20 protein-coding genes are annotated in these 19,961 nt (G+C 33.6%); 8 read left to right on the plus strand and 12 right to left on the minus strand.

Annotated elements, in window-relative coordinates:
- Window positions 1-5: 5 nt before the first annotated feature.
- The 7 genes from truB to AC3Y25_RS11725 all read right to left on the minus strand — a co-directional run bounded on the left by truB (window position 6) and on the right by AC3Y25_RS11725 (window position 7,078).
- Window positions 6-701, minus strand: a complete 696-nt coding sequence (gene truB / locus AC3Y25_RS11695; protein WP_489902875.1) for a tRNA pseudouridine(55) synthase TruB — start codon at window positions 699-701, stop codon at window positions 6-8.
- Window positions 701-1,498 carry an undecaprenyl-diphosphate phosphatase gene (locus tag AC3Y25_RS11700; RefSeq protein ID WP_489902876.1) on the minus strand — a complete coding sequence of 266 codons (798 nt, stop codon included), beginning with the start codon at window positions 1,496-1,498 and terminating at the stop codon, window positions 701-703. Before AC3Y25_RS11700 ends, truB begins: the two co-directional genes overlap by 1 nt.
- 79 nt (window positions 1,499-1,577) lie before the next feature.
- A complete protein-coding gene (locus tag AC3Y25_RS11705; protein ID WP_095928298.1) occupies window positions 1,578-1,835 on the minus strand; it encodes a DUF3098 domain-containing protein in 258 nt (85 codons plus the stop codon).
- Between the two features lie 108 nt (window positions 1,836-1,943).
- A complete protein-coding gene (locus AC3Y25_RS11710; protein WP_095928297.1) occupies window positions 1,944-2,819 on the minus strand; it encodes a cell division protein FtsX in 876 nt (291 codons plus the stop codon).
- A 517-nt stretch (window positions 2,820-3,336) separates the two neighbouring features.
- A complete protein-coding gene (locus tag AC3Y25_RS11715; RefSeq protein WP_489902877.1) occupies window positions 3,337-3,927 on the minus strand; it encodes a molybdopterin-dependent oxidoreductase in 591 nt (196 codons plus the stop codon).
- A 12-nt stretch (window positions 3,928-3,939) separates the two neighbouring features.
- Window positions 3,940-6,495 (minus strand): TonB-dependent receptor, encoded by a 2,556-nt coding sequence (locus tag AC3Y25_RS11720; protein WP_489902878.1) that lies wholly within the window; start codon window positions 6,493-6,495, stop codon window positions 3,940-3,942.
- Window positions 6,496-6,730: 235 nt separating this feature from the next.
- Window positions 6,731-7,078: a winged helix-turn-helix domain-containing protein gene (locus tag AC3Y25_RS11725; RefSeq protein WP_489902879.1), complete on the minus strand. Its 348-nt coding sequence runs from the start codon at window positions 7,076-7,078 to the stop codon at window positions 6,731-6,733.
- A 250-nt stretch (window positions 7,079-7,328) separates the two neighbouring features.
- On the opposite strand from AC3Y25_RS11725, the gene AC3Y25_RS11730 reads away from it, so the two are divergent.
- Entirely contained in the window at window positions 7,329-10,325 is a 2,997-nt protein-coding gene (locus tag AC3Y25_RS11730; protein WP_489902880.1) for a leucine--tRNA ligase, read from the plus strand.
- A gap of 78 nt (window positions 10,326-10,403) precedes the next feature.
- On the opposite strand, the gene AC3Y25_RS11735 is transcribed toward AC3Y25_RS11730, so the two are convergent.
- Complete coding sequence (locus AC3Y25_RS11735) at window positions 10,404-10,580, minus strand: hypothetical protein (RefSeq protein WP_489902881.1); 177 nt, start codon at window positions 10,578-10,580, stop codon at window positions 10,404-10,406.
- 76 nt (window positions 10,581-10,656) lie between these two features.
- Between AC3Y25_RS11735 and AC3Y25_RS11740 the strand changes: the two genes are divergently transcribed.
- The 3 genes from AC3Y25_RS11740 to AC3Y25_RS11750 are packed head-to-tail and all read left to right on the plus strand — an operon-like array spanning window position 10,657 to window position 12,564.
- Window positions 10,657-11,502, plus strand: coding sequence for an alpha/beta fold hydrolase (locus AC3Y25_RS11740; RefSeq protein ID WP_489902882.1), 846 nt, complete (start codon window positions 10,657-10,659; stop codon window positions 11,500-11,502).
- Between the two features lie 5 nt (window positions 11,503-11,507).
- Window positions 11,508-11,981, plus strand: coding sequence for an RNA polymerase sigma factor (locus tag AC3Y25_RS11745; protein ID WP_248728467.1), 474 nt, complete (start codon window positions 11,508-11,510; stop codon window positions 11,979-11,981).
- Window positions 11,968-12,564 (plus strand): hypothetical protein, encoded by a 597-nt coding sequence (locus AC3Y25_RS11750; RefSeq protein ID WP_489902883.1) that lies wholly within the window; start codon window positions 11,968-11,970, stop codon window positions 12,562-12,564. Before AC3Y25_RS11745 ends, AC3Y25_RS11750 begins: the two co-directional genes overlap by 14 nt.
- Before the next feature lie 76 nt (window positions 12,565-12,640).
- Here AC3Y25_RS11750 and AC3Y25_RS11755 read toward each other — a convergent pair whose 3' ends face one another.
- Window positions 12,641-13,042: an MmpS family transport accessory protein gene (locus AC3Y25_RS11755; protein ID WP_095928290.1), complete on the minus strand. Its 402-nt coding sequence runs from the start codon at window positions 13,040-13,042 to the stop codon at window positions 12,641-12,643.
- A gap of 167 nt (window positions 13,043-13,209) precedes the next feature.
- Between AC3Y25_RS11755 and AC3Y25_RS11760 the strand changes: the two genes are divergently transcribed.
- From AC3Y25_RS11760 to AC3Y25_RS11770, 3 genes are all read left to right on the plus strand, one after another.
- The gene (locus AC3Y25_RS11760; RefSeq protein ID WP_489902884.1) at window positions 13,210-15,222 is read left to right on the plus strand and encodes an ATP-binding protein; all 2,013 of its coding nucleotides are present in this window, start codon (window positions 13,210-13,212) and stop codon (window positions 15,220-15,222) included.
- A complete protein-coding gene (locus AC3Y25_RS11765) occupies window positions 15,212-15,841 on the plus strand; it encodes a response regulator (RefSeq protein WP_250834990.1) in 630 nt (209 codons plus the stop codon). The genes AC3Y25_RS11760 and AC3Y25_RS11765 overlap by 11 nt, the downstream gene beginning before the upstream one ends.
- Window positions 15,842-15,943: 102 nt before the next feature.
- Window positions 15,944-16,630 (plus strand): zinc metallopeptidase, encoded by a 687-nt coding sequence (locus AC3Y25_RS11770; RefSeq protein WP_095928287.1) that lies wholly within the window; start codon window positions 15,944-15,946, stop codon window positions 16,628-16,630.
- Window positions 16,631-16,854: 224 nt separating this feature from the next.
- Here AC3Y25_RS11770 and AC3Y25_RS11775 read toward each other — a convergent pair whose 3' ends face one another.
- The 3 genes from AC3Y25_RS11775 to AC3Y25_RS11785 form a co-directional block, all read right to left on the minus strand.
- Window positions 16,855-17,325 (minus strand): Lrp/AsnC family transcriptional regulator, encoded by a 471-nt coding sequence (locus tag AC3Y25_RS11775; protein WP_111365821.1) that lies wholly within the window; start codon window positions 17,323-17,325, stop codon window positions 16,855-16,857.
- 366 nt (window positions 17,326-17,691) lie between these two features.
- Complete coding sequence (locus tag AC3Y25_RS11780; RefSeq protein ID WP_109190797.1) at window positions 17,692-18,441, minus strand: uroporphyrinogen-III synthase; 750 nt, start codon at window positions 18,439-18,441, stop codon at window positions 17,692-17,694.
- A 14-nt stretch (window positions 18,442-18,455) separates the two neighbouring features.
- Window positions 18,456-19,124, minus strand: a complete 669-nt coding sequence (locus AC3Y25_RS11785; RefSeq protein WP_095928285.1) for a DUF4271 domain-containing protein — start codon at window positions 19,122-19,124, stop codon at window positions 18,456-18,458.
- Between the two features lie 107 nt (window positions 19,125-19,231).
- Between AC3Y25_RS11785 and AC3Y25_RS11790 the strand changes: the two genes are divergently transcribed.
- Window positions 19,232-19,957, plus strand: coding sequence for a polyprenol monophosphomannose synthase (locus tag AC3Y25_RS11790; protein WP_489902885.1), 726 nt, complete (start codon window positions 19,232-19,234; stop codon window positions 19,955-19,957).
- The last annotated feature ends 4 nt before the right edge of the window (window positions 19,958-19,961 follow it).

Consider the following 19,961-nt stretch of genomic DNA (forward strand, 5'->3'; position numbering starts at 1 on the left):
AGGTTTTATTTTTTCAGGAGTTCTTCTTCAAACAAAGTAATGTCGATCGCATTTTTCACGTCATAATCGCCAATTTTAGTTCGGCGTAAAACAGTTAAATGCGAACCTGAATTCATTGCTTTTCCAAAATCATAAGCCAGAGAGCGAATGTAAGTTCCTTTAGAGCAAACTACTCTAAAATCTATTTCAGGCAATGCAATTCTTGTAATTTCAAATTCGTGAATCGTAGTTTTTCTGCTTTCGATTTCGATAGATTCTCCAGCACGAGCGTGTTCGTACAAACGAACGCCGTCTTTTTTAATAGCCGAGAAAATAGGCGGTTTCTGATCGATTTCTCCCAAAAATTGTTTTACAGTTTCATGAATCAAAGCTTCATCGATATGATCGGTTGGAAAAGTCTTATCGATTTCGGTTTCCAAATCATAAGATGGAGTAGTGGCTCCTATATAAAACGTACCTGTATATTCTTTTGCCTGACCTTGAAGTTCTGAAATTCTTTTAGTGAATTTTCCTGTGCAGATTAATAAAAGTCCAGTTGCTAAAGGATCTAAAGTTCCTGCATGACCAATTTTAAACTTCTTTGGAAGTCCAACTTTATTAATTAAAAGGTATTTTAATTTATTGACAGCTTGAAATGAACTCCATTTTAAAGGTTTGTCTATCAATAAAACCTGTCCTTCTAAATATTCTTCAGGTGTCATTATATAATCGTAAGCGGATGAATAAAAAAGTGAATCAATAATAAAATGATTCCAGCAATGATTCGGTAGTAACCAAAAACTTTGAATCCGTTTTTAGTCAAAAATCCGATGAAAGTTTTAATCGCTAAAAGCGCTACAACAAAAGCAACAATATTCCCAATAACCAACATGTTTACTTGGTCGTGAGATAATTCAAAACCAGCTTTGTAATAATCGTAGCATTTTTTTGCAGTTGCTCCCAACATAGTAGGAACGGCTAAGAAAAATGAAAATTCTGCGGCTGTCGTTCTTGATAAATTTTGAGACATTCCCCCAACGATGCTAGCTCCGCTTCGAGAAACTCCAGGAATCATAGCAATACATTGAAACAATCCGATTTTGAAAGCTTGTAAATAACTTATTTCTTGAGAAGTTTCAGCTGTATTTGGATTATTGAACCATTCGTCAACTTTCAATAAAATAATTCCACCGATTAAAAGTGAAATTGCGACAGTTACCGGATTTTCTAATAAGCCATCAATAAAATCGCTTAATAATAATCCTAAAACAACTGCTGGAATAAAAGCAACAAGAAGTTTAAAGTAAAAATCAAAAGTTTGAAAGAAACGTTTGAAGTATAAAATAACAACAGAAAGTATTGCGCCAAGCTGAATTACAATAGTAAAAAGTTTAGTGAAATCGTCATGCGCGATTCCAAAAAAAGAAGAGGCAATAATCATGTGACCTGTAGAAGAAACAGGCAAAAACTCTGTAATTCCTTCAATAATAGCAAGAACAATAGCTTGTAGTGTATTCATTTAAAATTTTAGATTTCAGATTTTAGATTTCAGATTGATTACTTCGCTTTGCTCAGTGTCTAAAATCTATAAATCTTTATTATTTAGATTTTTTGAATATAGAATAAATCGTGATTCCGAAACCGATTAAAACGGTAGTTGGTGCTAAACGAATACGTCTAAAGTTAAAAATATCTTCGTTAAAAACATTTGGATCTTTACTTCCTCCGCCAGACATTAAAATAAATCCTAGCGCAATTACAGCAATACCAATCAATAAAATTTTATAATTGATGCTGTCAAAAAGGAATTCCTGTTTTTGAACTTGTTGTTCTTCTTTATTATTGTTGTTTTTCATTTTTATCTTTATGTTAAACCAGCAAAGCTAAGTTTGTTTATTTGTAGCCTGAGCAAAAGCGAAGGCGTTATAATCTAAAATCTACAGTCTGCAATCTAAAATCAAAAATTAATAAAGATCGTCAGTTCTTAAATTCAAGAAACGTTGTGTTGCAAAATGCGTGCTAACCCAAGTAATTAAAACTCCTAATCCGAAAACAGCAACCAAAACTAAACCAGTTAAAGCTTTGTCTTCTAGGATTCCTAAACCAGGGAAATTAGTGTCTACATAAAGCAACAGTGCGATTAAAGCAATAATGGCCAAACCTGCGCCCAGCATTCCAAGTTTTACGCTTCGCATTACAAAAGGTTTACGGATAAACGCTTTTGTCGCTCCAACCATTTGCATGGTTTTGATAATAAAACGATTTGAATGTATAGATAAACGTAGCGAACTGTTGATTAATAAAACAGCAATTACAGTCAAGAAACCGCTGATAATCAAAATCCACATACTTACTTTTCTGATGTTATCATTTACCAGATTTACTAATTGTTTGTCGTAAACAATATCTGAAATCATAGTATTTTTGCGAAAATTACTTTCGATCTTAACGATGCTGTCTCTTTCTACGTAATCTGCTTTTAAGTGAATATCGTATGAATTCAATAATGGATTTTCTCCCAAAAAGGTTAAAAAGTCTTCTCCAATGATGTCAGTATGGTCTTTTGCCGCTTTTTCTTTGGTTACATAAACAAAAGATCTCGCAAAAGGAGCTCTTTTAAGTTCGGTATTAAATGCTTTGATAACACTGTCATTTGCTTCATTTTTAAAGAAAACCGTCATAGCGATTTTTTCTTTAAAATCGTCCGCCAGCTGTTTAGAATTAATAATGAATAATCCTAGTACTCCCAAAAGGAATAAAACCAAGAAAACACTTAATACTACCGAAAAATAAGAGGAAATTAACCTGCGTTTTTGAAATTTATCAAAGTTAGAACTCATAGTTTGCTTAAATTATGTGGTAAAAATAATAAAGAATTTCTTTATTTAAAGTTAATAACAAACTTTTATACTTAAAAGTACAATTTAAATCTTGAATAAAGTTTTTATTTAATCCCAAATTGTGCAAGGTTTTATGTGTAGTTTTTAAAACAAGCTTATTTAATCTCGCAAAGTCGCAGAGTCGCAAAGTAAAAAGTATAGCCACAGATTAAAAGGATTAAAATGATTTTTAAAATCTGTGTAAGTTCTTTAATCTGTGGCAAAAAAACTAAGCTTTGCATTTTGCACGTATTGTTTTTCAAATATAGCCCGTGGTTTCAAGCACGGGGACACAATCATGGGCACGATCCGTATTTCAGTGGATTTGATCACGGGACGAAAAATATATAAAAACGTTTCCCGTGGTTGAAACCACGGGCTATGTTTGACAATAAGATATTAAATTGGTTGAACAAAAACTTTGCGACTCCGCGACTTTGCGAGCAAAAAAACTTAGTAGCTTAGAATCTCAGAATCTTTACTTAACCTTATAAACTTCGATGCTTTTTAACCAATAAACATGACGCGGTCCAGTTTTAATATCATTTTTGCAAATCGCAATCATCTCTCCGTTTTTAACTGGTTTTCCATTTTCTTCAAAAAGGATATAAGCATTTTCGCCCGTCGGATTATTGAAAAGTTCTGCCCATGAAAAAGTAGCTTTGTAATCATCTGAAGCCCTTGCTACAATATAGAAGTTTCGATCTTTATGATCTTCCTGCTTGATTTTTGCTTTTTCGAGAATATCTTTTAAAAGAACGCCTTTGCAAACTTTAATTTCTCTTTTTACTTCTCCATTTTTCCCAGTAATTTTAAAATTGTCAAGGGTAACAACTTTCATTTTTTTAAGAGAATCGACTGTTAATTGTAGCGGAAATTCAACCTCGCCTTTTACTTCAATTTGACGATTGACTAATTTTAAACTGTCCTCTGCCGTAAGCGTTCCATGTTCATGTTTTTTAGTTTCAGAATTTTTTTCAGTTGAATTTTTTTCTTCTTTTTTAGATGAATTGCACATGGAGCATGAAAATGCAATTAAAAGAACGAGAATGTAATTTTGTGTTTTCATATAAGTTGTGATTTAAATTTTACTGCTTTCCCAAACCAATGATAAATAATATAATCCGCCAATTGATGGGCCGCCTAGAATTGAAGTGTAGGGTTTGTTAAGAATATTGGTTCCGCCTAATTTAGCCGAAATTCCTTTTTTGAAAGCATAATTAACCTGTGCATCCATTGACCAATATGCAGGAACCGTTCCGCTAACTAAGAATGAAACATAATCAAAATTGTTTTGATAGCGTGCCGTAACACTCGCGCCTAGATTTTTCCAGATATTTTGGGCAATCAAAGTTCCGTTTACATTAAATTCTGGCGTGTTGAAACCGTCTTCTAAACCATCTTTATCATCTGTTCTGTCTAGTTTGGTATAAGTTAAATTGGTAAGTGCGCTAAAAGTGTTATCAAAACGGTATTTCAAACCTAAACTTCCTCCGTAATTGTAAATTTTACTTTTAGAATTGGTCCAAAGTCTGTAGCAATTTTGTGTGTTTTTTGAATATAAAGCAGTCGGAATCAAATTTGGATCTGTTGTATTCGGAATGCTGGCTTCAACTTGTGCAATGAAATTTTTATAAGAGTTGTAATAGAAATCGGCATCAATAAAAAGATTTCTGTTTAATGCCAATCCTCTAAAACCAACTTCAAACGATTTTACAAATTCAGGTTCTAAATACGTGTACGGATTTTTCTGAATCGTATTTTTATTTTTTTCGATCGCCTGCGCTTGAGTCAAGCCATTTGTGTTCACATCGGTATTTACCTGCGCTTGAAATTTATCAATTGAAGCTTTGGTATAAGAGTTTTCGAAAATTCCGTCAGACATAATTCGAAGTCCGCCCACACGTTTAACGCCGCCTGAATTTACATTCGAAAACCCTTCAAAAATACTCGGAAAACGATAACCGTTTTGATATGAAGCTCTAAAGTTTAGACTTTCTTTTGGTGAATAAACTGCTGTGAACTGAGGCGTAAATTTCGCTTCAAAATAATCCGCTTTGTCCATTCTAATAGTTGCACCCAATCTTAATTTATCTGAGAAAAAATCTTTGGTTAATTGCGTGAAAGCACCGTTTTTTTGATACGTCAGATTTTCGTCAGCATGAACGGGATTAATAAAATAGTTTCCGTCGGGAACAATAATGTAATTTCTGTAATCGACACCGCTCAAAAGTTTCGCATCGATTTTTTCGAAAAAAGAAACAAAAGCTTTATCCCAATTAATCAATCCTTCGCCATGAACCAAAGTTGATTTTACACGCAAAGCCGCACCAATATCCCAATTATTGATATCAATCAATTCCTTTTTCTTCTCTTCATAAGCTTCGGTTCCAGGTAAAAATCGCCCCGCGTCAGATTGTGTTCTGGCAATTCTGTGGGCATCAGCAACGCTTGCTCCGCCTGTAACAGCATTTTTATAAGCTGTGCTGTAATCGGCAAACCATTTATCGTCAGATTTATAAGCGCGATCCATATTTTCTGCTAGCGAACGCATATTGTATGAATCTCCAGTATTTTCGGTAGTTGCGTAAGCTTTTACCTGAAAAATAGGAGTATGATAATCTGCCGAAAATTGATTTAAAGTATAGTTATCTAATCTAAATCTATTCGAGCGCTGATAAATCGTATTGATAAGAGCAGTTTTATAAGTCAGAGAAAGTTCATGATCTTTTTTTGGTCGAAAATACAATCCGAAATCGGCTTTATAATTTTTGATTTCGTAGTCAGAAATGTCGGTTTCTCGATAACCTGTTCTGGCAACAACATAATTTTTGCCATTTAAGTTTAATGTCTTTCGATTGGCCGATTCGTTCCCGTAACCGTTAACTTCGTCATAAGCTGGGTTATCTGCGCCAAACAAACCTGTCGAAGCATTTGCGTTTGGAGCTAAATCTGTTCGGTCATCTGCAACCCAGTCTGTTCCTCCTGTAGTTGAAGCATTGATTTTGAGAGCCAATTTTTCATTGAAAGCTTTGGCCAATCTTAAATTAAACTGCGAATATACTTTCGGTGAAAACCGATCAATATTCCCTACATGATTTACGCCAGTTAATTGTTGAATGGCGATTCCCTGATATTTAAAAGGATTTTTGGTCTGAATATTGGCTAAACCATTAATCGCATTCATTCCATACAAAGCGGCTGCAGTTCCGGAGATGATTTCGATTTTATCAATATCCAAATCATTTGCGCCCAAAGCGTTTGCAATTGGAGCGCCCAAATGCGGAGCCTGATTATCGATTCCGTCTACCAATTGAGCAAATCTTACATTGGTAGAATTGGCAAAACCGAGTGTGTTGATGACTTTAAAGCCCAAACTTGGTGTAATAATCTGGACCCCTTTTACATTTTCTAGTGCTTCGTAAATACTTGGCGATCCCATTGCTTTGGCTTCCGCCGATTTTAATTGCTCGATACTGATGGGAGAATGCATTAATCTTTCGGAACGGCGAGAAGCTGTTATGACAATTTCATTCAGTTCTTTTTTTTTAATGCTGTCTTGTGTTTTCGAATTTTGGACTTGAGAAAAACTTTTCAGGCTTATAAAAACAAAGAATAAATACAGTTTTTGGTTCATGGTTTTTTGGCTGTTAAATTCAGTATGTTTTAAAATGAATACTGATAGTTAAAAAAAAGTCGGTTTGGTTTGTTATTTTTTTTAACACATAGAAACATAGGTTTTTTTATCCTCAAAAAGATTGTAAAAAAGAAACTAGTTTCTAAAACATAGATTTGCTATGTGTATTTGAATTAAGTGAAACGTCTTTTTACGATTGCTAAAGCTATGTTTCTATGTGTTTAAATATTTGTTTTTAAAACTTCAAATTCTGAGTTTCTTTTTGAGCAAAATCTTTAATGCGTTTTTCAACTTCATAAAAAACAGTAATGGCTCTTTCTCCAGCATCAGTTAATCGTGCACCTCCGCCGCCTTTTCCTCCAAGAAGTTTTTCAACTAATGGACTTTCGGCACGCTGATTCATTTCTTCGACCAATTGCCAAGCTTGACGATATGCCATTTTCATTTCTTTTGCAGCATTGGTAATCGATCCCGTTTTCTTGATGTTTTCAAGAAGCCAGATTTTGCCAATGCCAAGAAATGCGCCTGCAGCTTCCTCAATCCAAACACGGACTTCAACATTGTATTTTTTACTGTCGGCCATTTTAATTTTTTAAATGCTATTCAAAAATAATTCTTTTCTGATAAAAATATTCTGTCTGCGCTATATATTTTCTAAGTATTAAAATGCAAACATAAGTATTTTTACGTAATTAAAATTAAGTATTTTGTTATTTTATTTGTTTGACAGTGAAATAGCTTTGCTACAATCCGCAATAAATGTAAATTTGCGGCTTAATTAATTTAGTGAAAAGCTTAGAACCTTAGTAACTTAGAATCTTAGTCACTTAGAAATGAAGTACAATCCAAACGAAATTGAAGCCAAATGGCAAAAATATTGGGCAGAAAATCAAACTTTTGCAGCAAAGAACAACTCTGAAAAACCGAAACATTATGTTCTCGATATGTTTCCTTATCCATCTGGAGCAGGATTGCACGTTGGGCACCCGCTGGGTTACATAGCTTCAGATGTATATTCTCGTTTCAAGAGACATCAAGGTTTCAATGTTTTGCACCCAATGGGTTACGATAGTTTCGGATTACCAGCAGAACAATATGCGATTCAGACCGGACAGCGTCCAGAAGATACAACGCGTGTAAATATTGACGGTGGAGTAGACAAAGAAGGAAAACAAATTGCGGGTTATAGAAAACAATTAGATAAAATCGGATTCTCATTTGACTGGGCGCGCGAAGTACGTACATCAAATCCGGATTATTACAAACATACACAATGGATTTTTATTCAATTGTTCAACTCTTGGTATTGCAGAAAACAAGGTCAGGCTTTTGATATTTCTGAGCTTGTAACTGTTTTTGAAGAAAGCGGAAATGCATTGGTTGAAGCAGTTTGCGACGATAATGTTGCAATTTTTACAGCTGACGAATGGAAATCTTATTCTGATGATCAAAAAGAGAAAATCTTGTTGCAATACAGAATGACTTATTTGGCAGAAACCGAAGTAAACTGGTGTCCAGGCTTGGGAACTGTTTTGGCAAATGACGAAATTGTAAACGGAGTTTCAGAACGTGGTGGCTTTCCTGTTATAAGAAAAAAAATGACACAATGGAGTATGCGAATTTCTGCTTATGCCGAACGCTTGCTTCAAGGTTTAAATGATATTGATTGGAGCGAGTCTATCAAAGAATCTCAAAGAAACTGGATCGGGAAATCGGTTGGTGCTTTGGTAACTTTTAATGTGAAAAATCACGATGAAGTAATCGAAGTATTTACAACAAGACCTGATACTATTTTCGGAGTTACTTTTATGACTTTAGCACCAGAACATGATTTGGTTGCTAAAATTACAACTCCAGAACAAAAAGAAGCTGTTGAAGCGTATATCGAAAAAACAGCAAAACGTTCGGAGCGTGAGCGTATGGCCGATGTAAAAACGATTTCAGGAGTATTTACAGGAGCTTATGCAGAACATCCTTTTACAAAAGAAGCTATTCCGGTTTGGATTGGTGATTATGTTTTGGCTGGTTACGGAACTGGTGCTGTAATGGCGGTTCCTTGTGGAGACGAAAGAGATTATGCTTTTGCTAATTTCTTTAAAGGTCAGAACGGAATGCAGGAAATCAAAAATATCTTCGCTAATGTTGATATTTCTGAAGCCGCTTATGGATCAAAAGACAACGTTGAAATCGCAGCTTCTGATTTCTTAAACGGATTAAATTACAAAGACGCTACAGCAAAAGCAATTTATAAGTTAGAAGAAATCGGACAAGGAAAAGGTAAAACCAATTACCGTTTGCGTGATGCAGTTTTCTCTCGTCAGCGTTATTGGGGTGAACCATTCCCAGTTTATTACGTGAATGGGCTACCTAAAATGATCGATACACAACATTTGCCAATTATTTTACCAGAAGTAGAGAAATATTTACCAACAGAAGACGGTTTACCTCCATTAGGAAATGCAGCAGTGTGGGCTTGGGATACAAAACAAAACAAAGTTGTCAATACAGATTTAGTTGATAATGTTTCGATTTTTCCTTTAGAATTGAATACTATGCCAGGTTGGGCGGGAAGTTCATGGTATTGGATGCGTTATATGGATGCACACAACGAAAATGAATTTGCAAGCAAAGAAGCTTTAGCTTACTGGGAAAATGTAGATTTATATATTGGAGGAAGCGAACACGCAACTGGACATTTATTATATTCTCGTTTCTGGAACAAATTCTTGAAAGACAAAGGTTTTGCTCCAACCGAAGAACCATTCAAAAAACTGATCAATCAGGGAATGATTTTGGGAACTAGTGCTTTTGTTTACAGAATCAATATTGATTATTTAATAGATCTTGATATTTTTAATGAACCACACCCAGTATTTTTTGTTTCTAAAACCGTGGCAGAAAGAATCGAGAGAGAAGGTTTGAATAGTAATGAAAAGGAAATCATTAGAAAGAAATATTCTGAACTAAATAATGGTTTGCCAAATGAACCTCATTTTTTAAGTATTTCTAAAATTCACGCAGATGTTTCAATGGTGAATTCTTCGGATGAATTAAATATAGAAAAATTCAGAGCTTGGAGAGAAGATTATGCTGATGCTGAATTCATTCTAGATGATAATGGAAAATACATTGTAGGTCGTGAAGTCGAAAAAATGTCGAAATCGAAATACAATGTTGTAACACCAGATGATATTTGTGACGAATATGGAGCAGATACATTACGTTTATACGAAATGTTCTTAGGTCCGTTAGAGCAGGCAAAACCTTGGAATACTGCTGGTATTTCTGGAGTATTTGGTTTCTTGAAAAAATTATGGAGATTGTATTTTGATGATAACGGTTTAATCGTAAACAACGACGAACCAACAAAAGATAATTTGAAATCATTACATAAAACGATCAAAAAAGTAGCAGAAGACATCGAGAATTTCTCTTTCAATACTTCGGTTTCTCAGTTTATGATTTGTGTAAACGAATTGTCTTCTCAAAACTGTCATTCGAGAGCGATTTTAGAACCGTTAGCGATTTTGGTTTCGCCTTATGCACCTCATATCGCAGAAGAATTGTGGGCACAGTTAGGACATACAACTTCAATTTCAGAAGTTGCGTTCCCTGCTTTTGAAGCAAAACATTTATTGGAGACTAACAAAGAATATCCAGTTTCTTTCAACGGAAAAATGCGTTTCACCATCGAATTGCCTTTGGATTTAACCAAAGAACAAATCGAAGAAATCGTAATGAAAGACGAAAGAACACAAAAACACTTAGACGGAAAAACGCCAAATAAAGTGATTATCGTTCCTGGAAAAATCATCAACCTTGTAGGGTAATAATTTTAAAATTTCAATATAAAAATTCCAAATTCCAAATTCCAATTTTACGATTGGGGTTTGGGATTTTTTTTGTGCTTATTTTTTTTTCGCCACGAATTCACGAATTATTTTTGACAATCTTTGAGAATAAAAAATAATTCGTGAATTCGTGGCGGAAAAAACCTTGCGTTCTTTGCGTAAATCTTCCCGCTCTTCGCGGTTAAAAACCCGCACCAGCACTGGGATTTGGTTTTTTTTTATTGAAATTTTCATTTTCGTTGTAACATTTTAATAGTTGTCGTATCAAAAGCATGGATCCGATTTAATTAACAACTTAAAACTATTAAAAATGAAAAAGTATATCATCTTAATTATCGCATTCTTATTCTCAGCATTATGTTTAAATGTTTTTGCGCAAACGAAACAATTTCCGTTTGAAGTTTTAAAAACCGGAAATGGAAATCAGTCTATTATATTTATTCCTGGTTTTGCATCTTCTGGAGATGTTTGGAATGAAACTAGGGCTACATTCGAAAATCAATTTACTTGTTATACCCTTACAATGGCTGGTTTTGCGGGAAGAAAGCCACAGCCGAATGCTTCGTTCGAAAACTGGAAGAATGGAATTGCCAATTATATCAAAGAAAATAATATTGAAAAACCAATCTTAATTGGCCATAGTATGGGAGGCGGACTTGCGCTTGCCATTGCAGCAGATTATCCAGATTTGATCAGTAAAATTGTAGTAGTAGATGCGCTTCCTTGTTTGGCGGCGTTAAGTGATCCTGCTTTTAAATCAAAAATGAATAACGATTGTTCTTCAACTGTAAATCAGATGACAGGAATGACCAATGATCAGTTTTATGATATGCAAAAAAAGACCATGCCAAGACTTTTGGCAGATGCGTCTAAGCTAGATATGGTTGTAGATTGGAGTGTAAAATCAGACAGAACAACTTTTGGGCAAATGTATTGTGACTTTTACAATATTGATTTAAGAGAAAGAATTGCACAGATTAAATGCCCAGCTTTAATTTTATTAGAATCTTATTTTATAAATTTAAAACCAGCTATAGAAGATCAGTATAAAAATTTGAAAACTGCCAATTTTCAGTACGCTACAAATGGACTGCATTTTATTATGTACGATGATACAGCTTGGTACTTAGAGCAATTAAGCACTTTTTTAAAATAGAAAGAATGGAATTTGAACAAATCTACAAAATGTATTGGGATCGAATTTTCAGGCTCTGTATGGGTTTCGTGAATGATTATGATGCCGCTCAGGATTTGACCCAGGAAACTTTTATAATTGTTTGGCAAAAGCTGGAAACCTTTAGAAATGAATCGGCTATTGGAACTTGGATTTTTAGAATAGCTTCCAATAACTGTCTAAGGCAGATAGAAAAACAAAAACGTTTCCCGAAATCAGAACTTCCTATTCATCTTTCAGAAGAAAAACAGCATTCTATAGAACCTCAGATTCAATTCTTGTATAAGTGTATTGCTGAGCTTCCCGAAACCGATCGTATTATTATTTCATTAGAATTGGAAGACATCAAACAAAATGAAATCGCAAAAATTGTCGGACTTTCTGAAGCCAATGTTAGAGTGAAAATTCATAGAATAAAAGAAAAACTGACTCAAAAATTTAAAGAAAATGAACAACGATAATAATATAGATTTTAAAGATTTATGGAAAAAACAATCCGTAAGTCAGCCAGACCTAACCGATTTGCTGGCGCGATTAAGTAAATTTAAAAAAGCGGCTTTACGCAGTTTATGGATGATCAATATTTTGCTTTCGGTAACAAGTGTCTTTATTGTTTTTATTTGGATATATTATCAGCCACAATTTGTTTCGACTAAAATCGGAATTGTGCTTACCATTCTGGCTATGGTCGTTTATGTATTTGTCTATAATAAGTTAATGGGCGATTATAAAAACATAGATGCTACACAGCCCAATCAGGAATACCTTCAAAAACTGATTTCGATAAAAAAGAAGCAACAGTTTCTGCAAACCAAAATGATGAGTTTTTACTTTATAGCACTAACACTTGGAATTTGTTTGTATATGTACGAATACGTTAGTAGAATGAGTGCTTTAGGAGCGAGTTTAACGTACGGAATCACTTTGCTTTGGATGATGTTCAATTGGTTTTACATTCGTCCAAAACAAATTAAAAAACAGCAGGAAAAAATAAATACTTTAATAGAAAAGTTTGAAGAAGTCAACAATCAATTAAAAGCGTAAAAAAAAAAAGAAGCTTCGTAAAATCTACGAAGCTTTCTTTTTACCAAAAACTTAAATCTAAATTCTAAACTAATTTTTAAAGAGGAAAAACGTACGGTGTAAGAGATAATACAATTATTCCGTCGCTATTTGCCGTTGCAGTTAATTCATTCTCTAATTTTCCTCCAATGTAAAGTTTTCCAGTTAAGGTTTGTCCAGCAACTCCACCGTATCCACTTGCGCTCAGTGATGCTCCCATAGATTTTGCTTCAGCAGTAAATTCTTTAGTCCAAGGAAGTTTGGTCATATCTTCATTTAATGCATTACCTCCTTTTTCAAAATAAGTAACTGAAGCTGTTCCTGTATAATTTCCAGTTATTTCATATTTAACATCTCTTGATGCACTTCCTGAGCCATTATCATCATTATCGCTGCTGCAAGAAACTGCTGTAAAAGCAAGAGTCATTACAATTGCTAAGGTTTTCAAAATTGATTTCATAATAAAATTCTTTAATTAAAATTCATAACTTAACAAAGTTAGACGCTTATCCTACGGACGGCAATACCTGATAAAATGTATTTTTTATTACCTGATATCAGGTAAAAGCAAGCGATTTTTTTTTGAAAGTCGTTAAGCTTTAATAACTTTGAGTAAATGCCACATTTATGAAGAAACTCTACGCCTTATTCTTTTTTTTATTTTTCACTGCAATTTCCAGTTCGCAAGTAATTCTTTCATTAGATGATGATACGGTTTATATTGACAGTATTGTTAAAATCACAAAAAACACAAAATCCGACAGTGTCAAAAGTTTGAATAGTTTCAGATTGTCAAAACTATTTTTAATGGCCCAAGATGCAGAAAAATCAAAGGAATACTTGGATCAAGCAAATCGTCTAAAAGTTAAATTTCCTTTTTTAAAAGATGCTTCTATTTTTTATAATGCGTACAGCTTTATCGAAAAAGGCGATTTGGAAGGTTTTGAAAAAGCTTTACTAGATGCAAACGCGAAACTTAAAAAGTATCGTAATAAGGAAGCCTATAAACTTCGTGCCGTGATACTTCAGAACTACGGCATTATGCAGCAAAGAAAGAATAATGAAAACGCTTATATGAAATTGCTAGTCAACGAAGCGATTCCAATTGCTAAAAAAAGTGGTGATTATGAATTGATAAGTGCTTTAAATAAAGCCGTTGCCATTATTTTTATGAATAATGATGAACGCGAAAAAGCGGCAGAATATCTAGATCAAGCGCAGAAATATATTGAAAGTGCTACGAAAAAATCGGCAACTTTAGCCGAGTCTAAGATGGAGACGTATATTATAAATGCAGAAAATTTAGTTGAGCTGAAACATTTTTATGATGCTAAAGAAATTCTGGAGAAAGCTTATGCAACATTAGAAAAATACCCAGAATCTAATCTAAATGATTCTTATTTTTATTCGGAAGGACTTTATTATGCGAAACAAAATAAGCATAATGAGGCACTGCAAAGTTTTGATAAAGGAATTAAATCGGCAGAAAAGCATCATAATGCTATAGCGGTAAATAGATTGAAGTTTGCAGAATATGAAGTGCTCTTTAAACTTAAAAATTATGATAAGGCCAAAAGCAATTTAGAATATTTAATAAAAAATACTCCTTTTATTGTAGACAAGAAAAACTATTATAAAGAGTTGTCAAAAGTTTATAACGCGACAAAAGAATATCCGAAAGCCTATTATTATTCAAATAAATACAATGTAATTAATGATAGTCTAAATGATGCGAAACTGAAAAATGAAATTGTAGAGCTCGAAGCTAAATATAAAAAGGCAGAAAGCGAAAAGAAAATTGGTTTGTTGCAATCTGAAAATGAAAAAGCGGTTTTGCAGGTTAATAATAATCGCTTGAATATGATGCTTTTTGCAGTGCTTTCGTTTGTATTGTTTTTGACTGTTTTGTTTTTGTGGAGTTGGAATAATTATCAGAAAAAGATAAGTTTTCAAAAAGAAGTCAATCATAAGCAAGAACTTGAAGCATTAGAGAATCAGCAGAAATTATCCGTTTCAAATGCCTTGATTGAAGGGGAAGAAATCGAACGAAAAAGAATCGCAAGAGATTTGCATGACGGACTCGGAAGTATGCTTTCTGGATTAAAAATTCATTTGAATCTTGCTGAACGTGAAAACAGTGAAAATGTTTCCAATATAAACGGAATGCTGAACGATTCCATAAAAGAGCTTCGCAATATTTCTCAGAATTTAATGCCTGAAAGTTTAATGAAATTAGGGCTCGAACATGCGCTGAGAGATTTGTGTGCATCGCATTCAACACCAGAGACAGCAATCGAATTTCAGTATTTGATTAAAAAAACAACTTTACCGCAGCATTTTAAAATAATGATTTTCAGGATTATTCAAGAACTTTTAAATAATGCTTTAAAATATGCAAAAGCTTCTCAGATTTTAGTTTCCTGCTCTCAAAATAAAGACGTGTTTTTTATAACAGTTGAAGATAATGGAGTTGGTTTTAATGTGGAGTATGCAGAAAAAAGAGACGGAATGGGATTGCGAAATATTAAAAACCGCGTGGCTTTTTTAAACGGAAAATTAGAAATTGATTCTGTCCTTGATAAAGGGACTTCAACTTATATCGAATTAAAATATAACCCAAATCATGATTATGAAGTATAAAACGGTAATAGTAGACGACCATCCAATTGTGATTTCTGGAATTGCGGGCTTACTTTCAGAGTTAGATAATATAGAAATTGTAGAAAAATTCGAATCGGGAATTGCGCTTTTAGATTATATAGAAGACAATAAAGTCGATTTGATTTTAATGGATATTTTTCTGCCTGTAATAAATGGAGTAGATCTGTGCAAAACAATCAAGCAAAAGCATCCTAAAATTGTAATTATAGGGATGAGCAGCCAGTCTGAAAGAAGTTTGGTTATGCAGTTTATCCAGAATGGAGGAAACGGATATATTCTTAAAAATGCTTCTTTTGATGAATTTAAAAACTGTATTTACAAAGCAATTGAGGGCGAAATTGTTTTTAGTGAAGAAGTAAAAACGATAATCAGTCAGCCTTTGTCTGAAGATTTGGAACGAATTCCGGGTTTGAGCCGCAGAGAAAGAGATATTGCATTACTACTTTCGCAAGGAAAATCGACTCAGGAAATTGCTGATGATTTATTTTTGAGTTTTTTAACCGTTCAAACACATCGACGCAATATTCTTCAGAAATATAAAATGAAAAATGTGGCAGAATTAATTGCCTTTCTACTTAAAAACAATATGTTGAATTAGGTCAAAAGTGGTAAAATAATGTCAAAATGACATTTTGTTAAAATGGTTCGCAATTTGCAGTTTGTTTTGTAAATTTAAAAAATCAATCTAAAAACATAAAAAATGGGATCAGGATATTTAATTATTGCTGGAGCTATCATGCTGTTCAGCTGGCTGGTAAGCTCGCAGCTGAAAAGTAAATTTGAATTGTATTCGAAGCTGCAATTGAGAAACGGAATGAGCGGAAGAGAAATTGCTGAAAAAATGCTTGCCGATAACGGAATCACAGATGTTCGTGTTATTTCGACACCAGGTCAGTTAACAGATCATTATAACCCTTCAGATAAAACAGTAAATTTAAGTGAAGCAGTTTACAATCATCGTAATGCAGCCGCAGCGGCCGTTGCAGCACACGAGTGCGGTCACGCTGTACAGCATGCAATTGGTTACGAATGGCTGACTATGCGTTCTAAGTTAGTGCCTATTGTAAGCGTTGCTTCAAATTATGTACAATGGATTTTAATTGCAGGAATTCTTATGATTAAAGTTTTTCCTGGATTATTATTAATCGGAATCATCATTTTTGCTGCAACGACTTTGTTCTCGGTTATTACGCTTCCGGTAGAATACGATGCAAGTAATCGTGCTTTGGCTTGGCTAGAAAACAAACATATGCTTACGCAAGAAGAGCAGGCTGGAGCAAAAGATGCCTTAAAATGGGCGGCAAGAACGTATGTAGTAGCAGCAATTGGTTCAATCGCAACGTTGTTGTACTATATATCTATTTATTCTGGAAGCAGAAGGAACTAATTAGTTAATTGAGATAATTAGTAAATTAGATAATTTATAGCAAACCTGACAGATTTTTAAAATCTGTCGGGTTTTGTTTTATAATAACTCTTTGATCAATTGTCAGGCTGAGCGAAGTCGAAGCCCTTATGTCTAATTAAGCCTTCCACTTCGCTCAGGATGACAGTAGGATATTATTCGTTTTCAAGAATTATCTAATTATCAAATTGACACATTATCTAATTCTAAAGTTGAATCTGTCTATCAATCTGCTGGTCCAGTGAGATAAATGTTTCTGTTCTTGAAACCCCTTCAATTGCTTGGATTTTGTTGTTTAAGAGCTGCATTAAATGTTCGTTGTCTCGACAGATAATTTTGATCAGAACCGACCAGTTTCCTGTCGTATAATGGCATTCTAAAACTTCGGGTATTTTTCTAAGTTCTTTTACGGCTTCTGAGTTTCTTGAAGCTTTATCCAAATAAACTCCCACAAATGCCATTGTGTTATAACCTAAAACTTTTGGATTTACAGTAAACTTAGAACCAGAAATTACGCCCGATTGTTCCAGTTTTTTTAATCTCTGGTGAATTGCGGCTCCAGAAATTCCGATTTTATTGGCGATTTGCAAAATCGGTTTTCTAGCGTCATCCATAAGATAGCGAAGAATTTCTTTGTCGATTCCGTCAATTTCAATTAAGAGGGAGTTGATTTTCATAACTTACAATTTGAAACTATTTTTGCGATTTGGGTTTTGAATAGAAATCAAATGTAATTAAAATGCAGAACAAAAGAAAATTCCAATTTTTTTAAATTCCAAAAACTAAAAAGCAAATTCCAAATTCCAAATTGCTTCACCTGTTCACTACGGCTCGAGTCCAAATTTCAAAATTCAAATATAACGCGTGGTTTCAACCACGGGAAACGTATAGAATAGATCCCAAATCTCCAATCCCAAAATTTAAAATATAACACTTTGTTTCAGCCACAGGACAAATCGTGAAAATCCTAAAAACAAAAAATCCAAATCCCAGTGATTAGTTGGAATTTGGATTTTTAAAATTTGTATATTTTTATTCTTAGGTTATTTTCCTTTGTTTGCTTCGGCAACGTATTTTTCTAAAGCCATTGTCATAGAAGGAGTTTCAGGTGTTGGTGCAAGAATATCAATTCTTAAACCATGATCTAAAGCTTCTTTCTGAGTAGTGCTTCCAAATACAGCAATTCGAGTATCATTTTGTTTGAAATCTGGGAAATTTTTAAACAATGATTTGATTCCTGTTGGACTGAAAAAAGCTAAAACATCATAATAAACGTCAGCTAGATCAGATAAATCGCTCATTACAGTTCTGTAGAAAATAGCTTGTGCCCAATCTACTTTTAAACTGTTTAAGGTAACAGGAGCATCTGCATTTAATTGGTCAGATGCAGGAAGTAAAAACTTCTCGTCTTTGTACTTCTTAATTAGCGGAGATAAATCTGCAAAATCTTTTGCTCCAACGTAAATTTTACGTTTTCTGTACACAACATACTTTTGAAGGTAAAACGCAACAGCCTCAGATTGACAAAAATACTTCAATCCTTCAGGAACTTTGTAACGCATTTCATCAGCCACTCTAAAAAAATGATCTACAGCATTTCTACTTGTTAAAATGATCGCAGTGTAATGATTAAGATCGATTTTTTGTAATCGAATCTCTTTTGCGCTAACCCCTTCTACATGAATAAATGGTCTGAAATCAATTTTTATTTTGTGTTTTTGTTGGAGCTCAAAGTAAGGAGAATTCTCCACTTTAGGTTCAGGCTGTGACACCAAAATTGTTTTCACTTTCATATTATAAATATTTACTAAGCACTCCCTTTTGCTATCCAATAATAGAGAAAATAATAAGGGGCTATTTCAAGAGCGCAAAGATACAAAATAAAATAAAATAACTTACCGATTATTACGTTTTGATACGTTTTAATTGAAATAAAGTAAGAGTATACACTAATACACAGTGAAATACCTATGATTGCTAGCGGAATAATCTGCGGAATATTGTTATAATAGAACAAAATAGCATTGATTGGAAGGATTAAAACGCCAATATAAGTCCTATAAGTTACTTTTTGGAGGTTAAATAGCTCTACAAAATCGTCAATATTGAATGAAGCTGCTACAATTTTTTCGATTAAATACTTTCCTAAAATGAAATAAAGCAAAAAAGTGGCAATCTGAATAAATAGAACCCAGTCGGTTTTTGAAGCATAACCAAAAGCATTCATGGTAAGCAGAATAAAAAAGGCAAACGATACAATTTGTACAAAAAATAAACCAACCGTAAAGCTGTTTTTCATGTGGCTGTTGTCTCGATAAATTTTAGCGTATTTATCAGAAAAAATAAGTTTACTAAACTCACTAAATCTTGTTTCGTAAGCAGATTTTGTCATGGCAACAACGGCAAAGGTCACCACAAATAAAAGTGTTGCCCAGTCCTTGTTTTCGATTATTCGAGGATGAAGTTGTTCAATCATAGCGATACAAAATTAGTAATTTTTTGATGCAATACTTTTATTATATATTTATTATGAATCAAATGCTATAAAAAGTTTACTTTTGCGATGAAATTACCGAGAAAAAAATGAATGATAGTATTGTCATAATTCCCACTTATAACGAAATTGAAAACATAGAAAGTATAGTAAGAGCTGTACTTTCGCAACATAAATCTTTTCATCTGCTTATTATTGATGATAATTCTCCAGATCATACTGCTAAAAAAGTGATCGCTTTACAGGAAGAATTTCTAGGAAAACTTTTTTTAGAACAAAGAACAAAAAAATCTGGATTAGGAACTGCGTATGTTCATGGCTTTAAATGGGCTTTGGAGCGTGACTATCAATTTATTTTTGAGATGGATGCCGATTTTTCGCATAACCCAAATGATTTAGAAAAATTATATGATGCTTGTCATTTTGGCGGAGCAGATCTTGCAATTGGATCTCGTTATGTAACAGGAGTAAATGTGGTGAACTGGCCTTTAAGCCGAGTTTTGATGTCTTACTTTGCATCTGTTTATGTGAAATTTATCACAGGAATGAAAATTCATGATGCTACTGCAGGTTTTGTTTGTTATAAAAGAGAGGTTTTGGAAAAAATTAATCTGAACAAAATAAAATTTGTCGGATATGCGTTTCAAATCGAGATGAAGTACAGAACTTATTGTGCTAAATTTCAAATTACCGAAGTCCCAATTATTTTTACAGACCGAACAAAAGGAGTTTCTAAAATGAGCAATGCGATCATTAAAGAAGCGATACTTGGAGTAATTTCACTTAGAATAAGAAAATTAGTCAATTCATTATAAACCA

It is taken from the genome of Flavobacterium sp. LK-23 (assembly GCF_058135255.1).